The sequence below is a fragment of the Rossellomorea sp. GQ25 genome, from assembly GCF_059758515.1.
This window is the reverse complement of the sequence record NZ_JCAXEQ010000009.1, coordinates 70,900-83,121: the sequence shown is the minus strand read 5'-3', so window position 1 is coordinate 83,121 and position 12,222 is coordinate 70,900. Positions and strand designations below refer to the sequence as shown.

The window sequence follows — 12,222 nt, the reverse complement described above, 5'->3', positions numbered from 1 at the left end:
GGAGCTGGACAATCGAAAAGCGCAGGCGGCTTGCTCAGAGGCGACAAGCATAAGACGAACCAGACGGAAAGGCGGTCTTCGCCTTTTTGGCTGGTTTGACTTATGACCTCGAGCCTCTAGCCGCCGGAGCTGGACAATCGAAAAGCGCAGGCGGCTCGCCCAGAGGCGACAAACATAAGACGAACCAGACGGAAAGGCGGTCTTCGCCTTTTTGGCTGGTTTGACTTATGACCTCGAGCCTCTAGCCGCCAGAGCTAGACAATCGATGAGCGCAGGCGGCTCTCTCAGAGGCGACAGGCATAAGGCGAGAACACCGGTCAAAAAAAACCAAGGTACTCTCATCACATTGAGAAGTCCTTGGTTTTTATTGTTCCTCATATGCAGGATCAGTTATAATCACTTCCACACGCCTGTTTTTTTGAAGATTTCCCCTTGTGTCATTGGGGGCAATTGGTCGTGTGTCCCCATATCCAACGGCAATGAAGCGCTTCGGATCTAAGTTCTCCGTTTGAACCAGGTACCGGATCACACTGCTTGCCCTTGCAGCGGAGAGCTCCCAGTTTGATGGAAACCGATATGTACCGATTGGACGATTATCTGTATGTCCCTCCACTTTCACGAAGTTTGGAATTCTCGATAAAAGATCGCCCACTTTATTTAAGAACGGATAAGCGTCCTCAAGGACCGTTGCTTCACCTGAAGCAAACAAGGCTTGCTCCTGAAGAACCAGCACGACTCCACGCTCGGTTCTTGTGGCCACTACAACATCACTTAGTTTGTTTTCATTTAAGTAGCTTTGTATATCGGCTAAAAGTTGATTCAACTCTTTATCAGTTTCCTCACTGCTCTGAGGCTGAGTTTTCTCCATCTCCATTTCAGGTTCAGAAGAAGGATTCTCGAATGGAATGACAGAAGGGTAAAACTCGAGTATTTGACGCTGCTGAAAGGAATCAGCGATGGTCCTGAATTTCACGATATCGATTTGAGACATGGAAAATAGTAAAATAAAGAATACGAGAATAAGAGTAATGAGATCAGAAAAGGTTACCATCCATTTTGGTGCACCCGTGGGCTGAGACGCTTGTCGTCGTCTACGCTTCATCGAGTGATGCCTCCTCTTGTTTTCTGCTTGAGTACATCTCCAGTTCCTCATTGGATAAGAACACTCTTAATTTCTCTTCCAATATTTTCGGATTTTGACCGGATTGTATCCCAACGACACCTTCGATCACGATTTGTTTCATAAACACTTCTTTTTCTGTTTTCATCGCTAATTTGGATGCCATAGGTAAGAAGACAAGATTTGCTAGGATCGATCCATATAGAGTCGTTAATAAGGCGATGGCCATATTAGGTCCTAATGACGCTGGGTCATTTAAATTCTTTAGCATCAGTACGAGACCAATCAAGGTCCCGATCATCCCCCAGGCAGGCGCATACTCCCCAGCCTTATCCAGTAAACTTTTATTTTTACGATGCCGCTCTTCTAAAGCGATGATCTCGGCATTCATAATATCCACAATCACGTCCTGCTCAATTCCATCCACGGCTAACAGGACTCCTTTTCGGATGAAAGGATCCTCAACCTCTTCTACTTCCGCCTCTAATGCGAGAAGGCCTTCACGTCTGGCTTTTTCTGAAAGTGTCACAAACGTGCGAATGAGGACTTGAAGATCGTATTCCTCGTCACGAAAGGATTCTCTCATCACTTTCCCCAATTGCTTCAATTCCTTAATAGAGAAGCTGACCAGCATGGCCGCGATCAACCCGCCTATCACAACAAACATGGACGGCAGATCTACGAAGGAACTGAAGCCTGTAACACCAGCGTTTGTAATTATGGCGAAAGCGACGAATAGAAACCCAACTACAACCCCGATTGGTGTAAGAACATCAAGCTTTTTCATTTTGACTCTCCCTACAAAAATAAGTTCTGTTTGTCTTTATCTTTTATATCGACAAACTTCTTATTTTGTTGAGCTCCGATGTTCAAGTCGATGAGGAAGAACAACTGTGGATTCATCAACCGTTTCTTTGTTCATATACTTCGTTAATAATCTCATCGCCACAGCCCCGATATCATATAAAGGCTGAACTACGGATGTTAACTGTGGTCTAACCATAAGCGCCAGTCTTGTGTTATCAAAGCTGATTACTTCAACTTCATCAGGAATGGACACGTTTTGATCCTGAGCACCGTGAACGACTCCAAGTGCCGTCTCATCATTTCCGACGAATACAGCGGTCGGCTTGTCCTCAAGCTCAGAAAACTTCTGCCAGGCTTCAAGTCCAGAATCATATGTGTACTCACCTTCAACAACCAGGTCGTCACTATATTCAACTCCGGCTTTAGCGAGGGCCTCACGATACCCTTCTAATTTAAACTTCATGTTGATTGTATCGTGGAAAGGACCGCTTACAAATCCGATGCGCTTATGTCCTTTTTCCAACAATTCCGCAACAGCATCGTAGGAAGCCGCTTTGTAGTCGATATTAACTGAAGGAACCTTGTTTGTTTCTTCCACTGCTCCAGCTAAAACGATTGGAACCGGGGAACGTTCGAATTCTTGAACATGTTCCTCGGAAATGTGCCCGCCAAGGAACAGAATTCCGTCCACCTGTTTACCAAGCATCGTGTTGAGAAGATGAAGTTCCTTCTCCGCATTTTGATCCGAGTTACTTAAGATAATATTGTATTTGTACATAGTTGCGATATCTTCAATTCCACGTGCCAATTCAGCGTAGAAGATATTAGAGATATCCGGAATGATGACTCCGACCGTTGTTGTTTTCTTACTTGCAAGTCCCCTTGCTACAGCATTCGGACGGTATCCAAGGCGGTCAATGACCTCCAGTACTTTCTTTCTTGTTGCCGGTTTTACATTGGGATTTCCATTGACTACACGTGAAACGGTTGCCATGGAAACATTGGCTTCTCTTGCTACATCATATATTGTAACGTTCATAGCTAACTCTCCTTTACTCTTCTACTCATTTATCTTATTTTACACTAAATAAACCTAAAGAAAAAAGCGATTACAATAGTTTGTTAAAAAATGCACATATTTATATTCACGTTAGTGTTTTTTCAATGTATATAGGTTATTTATCTGCAATTACCATGATAATCATACGATAGACTCTATATTCGTGCAACGACTCAGCCTTATCTTAATAAAAAGTTTATTATAGCATGCAGAAATATCGACGACCAGAATATAGGCTTACTGGGAGGAGAGATGCCTTTCGCCGATATATTTGGAATTTCGCCGTTAAATGTGAGATTTCGCCGATAAAATGAAATTTTCGCCGATATCCTCAATGAAGTTCAGATGGTTCAACTGAAATTTACTAATTATTTGGTCCGTATGCTGTTCATAAGTAATCAAAAAGGCTTTTCTTAAAAAAATAACCAAATGACAGCAGAAAATCGTTTTTTTCATTCTAAAATCAAAAACAAAGGGTTGGATCCCATAAATAGGATCCAACCCTTCTCTTATATATATTATACTTCGATCGTTCTTCCTTTTAACAGCTCCTGATAGAAATGATCAAATTGATCTATATCCATTTGTTGGGCAGAATCGGATAAGGCAACGGCAGGATCAGGATGAACCTCAGCCATTACACCATCTGCACCGATGGCAAGTGCTGCTTTAGCCGTTGGAAGCAACAGATCTCTGCGTCCGGTTGAGTGCGTTACATCCACGAATACTGGCAGATGCGTCTCTTGCTTAAGAATTGGGACAGCTGAAATGTCCAATGTGTTTCTTGTCGCTTTTTCGTACGTACGAATTCCACGCTCACAAAGGATGATGTCTCCATTTCCTTGTGAAATGATATATTCAGCAGCGTTGATGAACTCATCGATTGTTGCAGCTAAACCGCGTTTAAGTAATACGGGCTTCTTCACTGCTCCTGCTGCTTTTAACAGCTCGAAGTTTTGCATATTTCTCGCACCGATTTGAATCACATCAATGTATTCTAATGCGGGTTCAATATCAGCGGGATTTACGATTTCACTGACGACTGCCAGATCATATTCATCCGCCACTTTTTTAAGAATTTTTAATCCTTCGATCCCGAGACCCTGGAAGTCATAAGGTGACGTTCTCGGTTTGAACGCTCCGCCTCGAAGCAATTTAAGTCCTTTTGCTTTGACGGCTTTTGCCACTTCTGCTACTTGCTCGTAAGATTCAACCGCACATGGACCAAAAATGAAGTGAGGCTTTCCGTCTCCAATTGAATCTCCGTTGATCGTTACAATCGTATCATCCGGTTTCTTTTTACGGGAAACAAGCAGTGCTTTACGGTGATCGTCTTTTTGAAGCTCCAAACCGGCTTTAAAGATTTCTTTAAAAATATGTTCAATGGTCGAATGTTCAAATGGACCATTATTATTTTCTTTGATCAGATCCAGCATGCCTCTTTCTCGAACAGGATCATAGCGGTATACTCCTTGAGTTTCCTTGACACGCCCGATTTCCTGAACTAGTTTAGCACGTTCATTAATGGTGTCTAATAGTTTTAAGTTCATCTCGTCTACTTGTTTTCGTAATTGATCGAGCTCTTGATTACTCACAATACAGCACCCTTTCTTTTTTTATCCTGTTCATACGTAAAAACTGTTATAGTTTTAAGAAAGTATGATACATTTTTGATATTGAAACTTATTATAATAGAACATATCTAAAATGTCACGATAAAATTCTTTATTAATTAGACGCTTTTAAGTACTAAAGTATTTTAGTATTGTATGAGAATAGGCTAAAGTGGGTGAACACTAATTGAAAAATACACAAAAAATATTTGCATTGGACATCGGAACCCGATCGATCGTCGGGATTATTTTAGAAGAAATAAACGGAATATTTCAAGTTTCAGATATTTTAGTAGAAGAGCATAAAAAGAGAGCCATGCTGGATGGTCAGATTCATGACGTTCCAGCAGTTGCCGAGGTCATTTGCACCATTAAAGCACAATTGGAGAAGAAACATGGCCCCCTTCATAAAGTGTGTGTCGCGGCTGCAGGAAGAGCTCTAAAAACGGAAACCGCATCTTCCACATCAAATATAAAAGGGAAACCCCTTCTTCAAAAAAACGATATTCTTCATCTCGAGTTAAGTGCTGTTCAGCAGGCTCAAGCATTGGCTGCAGAAAACGAAAATGATACGAAGGGCTATCACTATTACTGTGTTGGTTATTCTGTTCTTTTTTACCGTTTGGATGGTGAGGAAATCGGAAGTCTCATTGATCAGCAGGGGGAGGAGGCCACCGTCGAGATTATTGCCACCTTCCTTCCACGTGTCGTGGTTGAATCCTTAATTGCTGCACTGAATCGCGCAGGACTCGAAATGGATGCCTTAACCTTGGAACCTATCGCTGCCATTAATGTGCTGATTCCAGAATCCATGAGACGACTCAATGTAGCACTCGTTGATATCGGGGCAGGAACATCCGATATTGCGATTACCAATCTAGGCACTGTCATTGCCTATGGAATGGTTCCGACAGCCGGCGATGAAATAACAGAAGCCATCAGCAATGAACTATTGCTGGATTTTCCTTTAGCCGAGCAAGCAAAGAGGGAGCTTCAGTCCTCAGAGGAAATTACTGTTACCGATATTCTTGGTTTTGAAACGAGTTTCCCTGCACTGGAGGTTGTGGAGATAATGGGACCAGCTGTAGATCGTTTAGCCGGGGAGATTTCTAAGGAGATTCTCCGTTTGAACAATGGGAAGCCTCCACAAGCTGTCATGCTTGTAGGAGGAGGCAGTTTAACACCTGAGCTTCCGGGCAAGTTAGCCTCATCCCTGCAACTTCCACACAAACGGGTCGCTGTAAGAGGCGTGGAGGCGATTCAGAATATAACCATATTGGATGAAATAACGAAAGGACCAGAACTCGTTACACCTATAGGAATCGCCATTGCAGCTAAACAGACACCTGTACAATACGTCACAGCCAACGTGAACAATCAACCGGTTCGATTATTTGAAGTAAAGGACTTAACGGTTGGGGACTGTATTTTGGCTGCGGGCTTAAAACTAAGTAAATGGCACGGGGTTCCAGGGAATGGTTTTTTTGTAACAGTCAATGGTCAAGAAATATCCTTACCAGGAGGTCACGGTCTGGCACCTCTTATTGAAAAGAATGGTCAGCCTAGTGCACTGGACGAAAAAATGAACCATAACGATAATATCACTGTTCACAAAGGAGAAAACGGGACTTCACCAAGTGTAACGATTGGAGATCTATTAGACACCTCTACTTCTAAACAGATTGTGATAGATGGGAACCCTTTTTTACTAGCTCCACTCGTCTACAGAAACAATCAACCTGCATCCCTTGATGAAACCATTCAGGACCGTGATTGTATCCGGATCGAATTAATAGAATCACTCTTCGACGTGTTAAAGCATTCAGGGTATGAGGAGTGGTTAGAAAGCACTAAGCCCTATCGAATTTCCATCAATGGAAAAGACACCTTCTTCCCTGTTTATAGTGGAAAGCTATTCATCAACGGTTTTGAGGCGAAGCTTTCATCAAAGATTCAACAGGGCGATATCATTTCATATAAACCAGGTTTTACTCCAACGGTAAAGGAGCTTCTCGTTAAAAAACAGCTCACTACAGGGGCTACCATCCTCATTACTTTTAACGGAAAGAGAGTAGAGCTTATGAAAGAGAGCAGCCGTGTTTATCGCAATGGCATTAGACTTGAAATGGATGATCATTTATTCGCGGGGGATACAATTGAAATAGAAGAACAACAAATTAGCTCATTTATTTTCCAGGACTTATTTAATACTGTCGAGATCAACATGCCTTCTCATGCGAACGGGAGCTTCATACTCTTGAAAAACGGAGAGGAAACCACCTTTTATGAAGAAGTTCAACAGGGGGATGAACTCGAAATCGTCTGGCCTCAGTCCACACGCTGAATGAAAGAATAGCAGACAGCAAAAAAACTGGCATTTACGCCAGTTTTTTTGTTTATGATCCAACTTGTCCAGGTACGCTGCTCGTACGATCAGTTGGATGGATATTGTTGTTGTTATCGTGCGTAGTTGTTGAACTCGTTGAAGTCTGTGAGCTGTTTACTGAAGAGGTCGTGTCGCCTGTCACTTCTTCACCTGCTTCTTTCACTTTATCTCCTATATCCTTTAATTCCCCTGCCGCTTCCTTCGTTGTGGCGATAATTTCTGAAGAATCTTCCTTTACTTGATTCACTTGATCGATCACATCATCATTCACCTTTTCATAAAGGCTCTGTGCGTCGGTGATTGCATCCTTTAATACAGTAGAAGCCGTTTTAAGGCGATCCTGCCAGTCGTTCATAACCCCTGATGGATTCTCCCTTACCTTTGCTACCATTCCCATTGTGGAGTCCTTCACATTGGATGTGCTGGATGAAACTCTTTTTCTCGTTGTTTTATCAAGCATAGCCAGTGCGCCACCTACTACAGCTCCCACTACCATGCTTTTTAATAACTTACCATTCTTCTCACCGGAAGTGCCATTCATCGCAGTCGTATTAGTCGTATTGCTCGTTTGAGTTTTATAAGGTACAGTCTGTGTCATGAATCGTTCCTCCTAGTTTACTTTAAATAAATTTTATTCTTATAGAGTAAATTCCCTGTATTACAGAAAATAAACACATGGGTGGGAATTACCAAAAATTATTAGAAATCCCCTACGAAATCATCAATCATCGCCAATAAAATAAAAAAGAACCCTGTAAAACAGAGTCCCTTTTAACTTCTACAACTTATTCAATTCATTCTCAGTAATATTCCAATGTGAAGCCTTCCAGCCCGGTTTTCCTTCAATAAACAAGAAAGCTTGGGGTGATTCATGCTTGATTCCGTATTTTTCGGCAATATGATTGGATAACTCCCTTGACTCTTGAACAGCTAAATAGTAGCCGTCTTCCTCCTCATGCTTTTTCAAGAAGGCTTGGTATTCGTTGAAAGCATTTGAACTCACCGGGCAGGTTAAGCTGTGCTTCATAAAAAAGAAGCGGGAATTCGTTTCAGATAGCTGTTCAAACTCTTGAACGGTTTCAATCTTTTGCATATCATTCATACTCCCTTACATAAAAATGTGCATTATTAGATAGCCAGAGACAGACTTGCCCTATAGCATTTTTATTCCAACAAAAAAACGGTGAAGTAATCATATCACTTCACCGCCCTTAGAATCAATTATTGATTGTATGTTTTTTCAGTTTCATCAAATGCCTTTTTTGTTTCTTCGAGCTTTTGATTCACATCTTCTGTTTCTTCAACAGGTGTTGTTTCTCCAACTGAAACAGCTTGCAGTTCATCGTTTGTTTCTTGAAGCTCGTTATTATTAGAGCGGTATGTTTTCAGCTTACCAACGACATTGTTGGATTGCTCCTGTACTGATTTTGAAAGTGCAGATGATTTTTCTTTGGCTACTGCAGCAAACTCATTGCTCTTTTCTACAGCCGTGTCTTTCCACTGACCTGTCTTTTCTTTCAGCACGCCAGCCTGCTCATTGATATCATGACGAAGGTCTTTACCGGATTTAGGAGCCAGAAGAAGAGCTGTTGCAGCCCCAACGATTCCTCCGATCAGTGTTCCGATCATGAAGTCCTTTGAATTAATGTTGTTGCTGTCGTTTGATTGGTTCTGGTTCTGATTTTGATTGTACTGTTGTGTCATGTTTAAAATTCCCCTCTCTAATTGTTATAAGATCTTGCTCTTTTAATCAATTTTTCTCGAGATCGAACTTCTTTGGGTGCTTGGTTTTGAACAGCTGCATCAGGTTGACTTGGCTGTTTTTCCTGTTTTTGTTTCCATTTGTCCTTTAACTCGATAAAGGCATTTCCCCACTGGACCACCTGTGAAATCTTCCCTTGATTGCGTTCAAGTTCAGTTGAAATGGAAGTACTTACTTTCTTAACCGAGTTATTAAGATTCTGGATGGAATGCCCTACATCTCTTACTGCATAAACAACAGTGTTCAGATCCTCAGATTTCTTCTGGATATCCTCAGCTAATAAATTTGTTTTATGTAGTAATTCAGTAGACTCTTTGGTTACTCCCTGAAGCTGACTCTCAAGACCGGTCAACGTAGTTGAAACACTGTCCAGAGTTGAGCCTAGAGACTTCAAGGTCTTCATGACACTCATAACTAAAATAAAAAATGCAACTGCTATTACAGCAACGCTTAGATAAAGAATTATTTCCATATGCCACACCTCCATGTATAGAGATTCTTTACCCTTATCATAAACAAATAAACATTATACTAGTATTTCTTCCTTTCTCATGAATTCTCCTGCATGAAAAAATAAAAAATATTTCTTGTATTAGCTTTTCACATTTAGTTTCTCCCATCCATTAAATCATGTTTTAGGGTACAATAAAATGGACCATATACAAGGGGGAAGATAACATGAAAGATCCACGGATTGAAAAGTTGGCAAAAAATTTAATTCAGTACTCTGTGCAATTACAACCTGGTGAGAAAGTATTGATCGAAAACTTCGGTTTGCAGCGTGAACTGGTGACAGCACTCGTTAAGGAAGCATATGCAGCCGGGGGATATCCTTTTGTTTCCCTGAAAGATCACGCAGTCGACCGCGCACTATTGATGGGTGCGCAAGAAGAACAATACAACATGATTGCAAGCTTCGAGGCGAATGTCATGGAGCAGGTGGATGCGTATATCGGTTTGCGCTCAGGTGATAATATCAGTGAACAATCGGATGTACCTGACGAAAAGATGAAGATCCATGGAAATACAATTGGTAAAAAAGTACATAGAGAAATTCGTGTCCCTAAGAAAAAGTGGGTCGTGCTCCGCTATCCGACTGCTTCGATGGCACAGCTCGCCAATATGAGTACAGAAGGCTTCGAAGACTTCTACTTCGATGTCTGCAACCTGGACTACAGCAAAATGGACAAAGCCATGGATAACCTGGTTGAGCTCATGAACAATACGGATAAAGTCCGCCTTGTCGGAGAAGGGACGGACCTTACATTCTCAATCAAGGACATCCCTGCAGTGAAATGTGCGGGACGCCTGAACATTCCCGATGGAGAAGTATACAGTGCACCTGTAAAGAATTCAGTAAATGGAATCATTTCCTACAATACACCGTCACCTTATAATGGATTTACCTTTGAAAACGTAAAATTGACATTCAAAGAAGGTAAAATTGTAGAAGCTACTGCAAACGATACAGACCGAATCAACAAAATCTTTGATACGGATGAAGGGGCCAGATATGTAGGTGAATTCGCTATTGGAGTGAACCCATACATCCAGCATCCGATGCAGGATATCCTCTTTGACGAAAAGATTGATGGCAGCTTCCACTTTACACCGGGCGAATGCTACGAAGAAGCGTACAATGGAAACCACTCAAACATTCACTGGGATATGGTGATGATTCAGCGTCCTGAATATGGCGGCGGAGAAATCTATTTCGATGATGTATTGATTCGAAAAGACGGTCGATTTGTCATTGAAGAACTTGAAGTGCTGAATCCTGAGAATTTGAAGTAAAGCTGAAGAGTCACTGTTATGAATCATGACGGTGACTTTTTTTGTCTGAGGGTGAAAGAAAGGTAATGGGGTTACCTGTTGAATTATCTCCTGAATTTGGCCACGTATTCTCCTGCTGAATGATCCCCTAATTTCAACTGCTGATTTTTGCCTCATATTCTCCTGCTGAATTTTCCTCTATTTTTGACAGGTGAATTTCTACAAATATTCTCCTGTCAAATACTCATCAAAATTCTCCTGTCAAACCTACCTCAAAACATAAAAAAACCGGCTCCCATAAGAACCGGTATTTCCACATTAATTTTCTGCTACCTGTTCCTCCAGCGTTTTTTCATACGCTTGTTGGAACTTTTGTACATCTCCTGCTCCCATGAAAATAAGCACGCTATTGTCGTGTTTTAATAGGGCAGTTGTATCTTGTTCGTCAATAATGTCGCAACCTTCGATCTTACTTTCAAGATCGTGGATCGAAAGTTTCCCATGATTTTCCCGTGCAGATCCGAAGATTTCACATAAATACACTTTGTCAGCAAGGCTCAAGCTTTCGGCAAACTCAGAAAGGAAGGTTTGCGTACGGGTGAATGTATGAGGCTGGAAGACAGCGATTATTTCTTTTTCAGGATATTTTTGTCTTGCAGAATCTACAGTTGCTTTAATTTCAGTCGGATGATGAGCGTAATCATCGATCAGGATTTGATTGCCCACTTCTTTTTCAGAGAAACGGCGTTTAACCCCTTTGAATGAGCTTAATCTTTCCTGGACGGTTGCTGTGTCCAGCTCTTCGTAATGACAGATGGCAATGACGGATAAAGCATTCATGATGTTATGGTCACCAAATGTCGGGATTTTGAATGCCGCATAAAATTCATTACGTACAAACACATCGAATGAAGTGCCGGTTCTGTCCCTTGATACGTTTCTCGCCTGGAAGTCATTCTCCTCAGCGAAACCATAAAACACGACTGGTACTTGAGCCTGGATTTTCTGTAACTGTTCGTCATCTCCACACGCGATGATTCCCTTTTTCACTTGCATCGCCATCTCCTGGAAGGCAGAGAAAACGTCATCCACATTGGCAAAATAATCGGGATGATCGAAGTCAATATTCGTCATGATGGCATAGTCAGGAAAATAAGACAGGAAGTGACGGCGATATTCGCACGCTTCAAAGACAAAGTATTGAGCATCCACTTCCCCTTTCCCTGTTCCATCCCCGATAAGGAAGGATGTGGGCTTTGCGCCACTGATGACATGTGCTAACAATCCGGTTGTAGACGTTTTTCCGTGTGCACCGGTTACCGCTACACTTGTAAATTTCTGCATGAAGTCTCCAAGAAATTTATGATATCTAGTGAGGGGTAGACCTTGCTCTACAGCTGCCTGAATTTCTTCATGTGTATCAGGAAATGCATTTCCTGCGATCACATGCATATCCCCTCCAATGTTTTCTTTTTGGAAAGGAAGAATTTTTATATTTGATTCATCCAGAGCCTTCTGAGTAAAGAAATATTTATCTACATCAGATCCTTGGACCTCGTAGCCCTTATCGTGGAGTATTTGGGCTAATGCACTCATGCCCGACCCCTTAATTCCTACGAAATGATATATAGTCATAATAGAACCTCCAACAATCGTCTATCTAAAAGCATTATATGAAATGAATATTATTTTGCTATCTGT

The 12,222-nt window shown here is 41.6% G+C and carries 11 protein-coding genes; 2 read left to right on the top strand and 9 right to left on the bottom strand.

What is annotated here, in order from left to right; genetic code table 11:
• Nucleotides 1-364: 364 nt before the first annotated feature.
• From motS to AC6CIB_RS21150, 4 genes are all read right to left on the bottom strand, one after another.
• A complete protein-coding gene (gene motS, locus AC6CIB_RS21165) occupies nucleotides 365-1,102 on the bottom strand; it encodes a flagellar motor protein MotS (RefSeq protein WP_498284074.1) in 738 nt (245 codons plus the stop codon).
• Nucleotides 1,092-1,907, bottom strand: coding sequence for a flagellar motor protein MotP (motP, locus tag AC6CIB_RS21160; protein ID WP_498284072.1), 816 nt, complete (start codon nucleotides 1,905-1,907; stop codon nucleotides 1,092-1,094). The genes motS and motP overlap by 11 nt, the downstream gene beginning before the upstream one ends.
• A gap of 60 nt (nucleotides 1,908-1,967) precedes the next feature.
• Nucleotides 1,968-2,966 (bottom strand): catabolite control protein A, encoded by a 999-nt coding sequence (gene ccpA / locus AC6CIB_RS21155; RefSeq protein WP_498284070.1) that lies wholly within the window; start codon nucleotides 2,964-2,966, stop codon nucleotides 1,968-1,970.
• Nucleotides 2,967-3,505: 539 nt separating this feature from the next.
• Nucleotides 3,506-4,582 (bottom strand): bifunctional 3-deoxy-7-phosphoheptulonate synthase/chorismate mutase, encoded by a 1,077-nt coding sequence (locus AC6CIB_RS21150; protein WP_498284068.1) that lies wholly within the window; start codon nucleotides 4,580-4,582, stop codon nucleotides 3,506-3,508.
• A 205-nt stretch (nucleotides 4,583-4,787) separates the two neighbouring features.
• On the opposite strand from AC6CIB_RS21150, the gene AC6CIB_RS21145 reads away from it, so the two are divergent.
• Nucleotides 4,788-6,944 (top strand): cell division protein FtsA, encoded by a 2,157-nt coding sequence (locus AC6CIB_RS21145; protein WP_498284066.1) that lies wholly within the window; start codon nucleotides 4,788-4,790, stop codon nucleotides 6,942-6,944.
• A 52-nt stretch (nucleotides 6,945-6,996) separates the two neighbouring features.
• On the opposite strand, the gene AC6CIB_RS21140 is transcribed toward AC6CIB_RS21145, so the two are convergent.
• The 4 genes from AC6CIB_RS21140 to AC6CIB_RS21125 form a co-directional block, all read right to left on the bottom strand.
• Complete coding sequence (locus AC6CIB_RS21140; RefSeq protein WP_498284064.1) at nucleotides 6,997-7,584, bottom strand: YtxH domain-containing protein; 588 nt, start codon at nucleotides 7,582-7,584, stop codon at nucleotides 6,997-6,999.
• A gap of 180 nt (nucleotides 7,585-7,764) precedes the next feature.
• The gene (ytxJ, locus tag AC6CIB_RS21135) at nucleotides 7,765-8,079 is read right to left on the bottom strand and encodes a bacillithiol system redox-active protein YtxJ (protein WP_498284062.1); all 315 of its coding nucleotides are present in this window, start codon (nucleotides 8,077-8,079) and stop codon (nucleotides 7,765-7,767) included.
• 128 nt (nucleotides 8,080-8,207) lie between these two features.
• A complete protein-coding gene (locus AC6CIB_RS21130; protein ID WP_498284060.1) occupies nucleotides 8,208-8,690 on the bottom strand; it encodes a YtxH domain-containing protein in 483 nt (160 codons plus the stop codon).
• Nucleotides 8,691-8,707: 17 nt separating this feature from the next.
• Nucleotides 8,708-9,220, bottom strand: coding sequence for a DUF948 domain-containing protein (locus AC6CIB_RS21125; RefSeq protein ID WP_498284058.1), 513 nt, complete (start codon nucleotides 9,218-9,220; stop codon nucleotides 8,708-8,710).
• Nucleotides 9,221-9,426: 206 nt separating this feature from the next.
• Here AC6CIB_RS21125 and AC6CIB_RS21120 point away from each other — a divergent pair, with 206 nt between their 5' ends.
• Complete coding sequence (locus tag AC6CIB_RS21120) at nucleotides 9,427-10,542, top strand: aminopeptidase (RefSeq protein ID WP_498284056.1); 1,116 nt, start codon at nucleotides 9,427-9,429, stop codon at nucleotides 10,540-10,542.
• Nucleotides 10,543-10,839: 297 nt separating this feature from the next.
• On the opposite strand, the gene murC is transcribed toward AC6CIB_RS21120, so the two are convergent.
• On the bottom strand, nucleotides 10,840-12,156 hold the full coding sequence (gene murC / locus AC6CIB_RS21115) for a UDP-N-acetylmuramate--L-alanine ligase (protein ID WP_498284054.1): 1,317 nt from the start codon (nucleotides 12,154-12,156) through the stop codon (nucleotides 10,840-10,842).
• Nucleotides 12,157-12,222 lie beyond the last annotated feature (66 nt).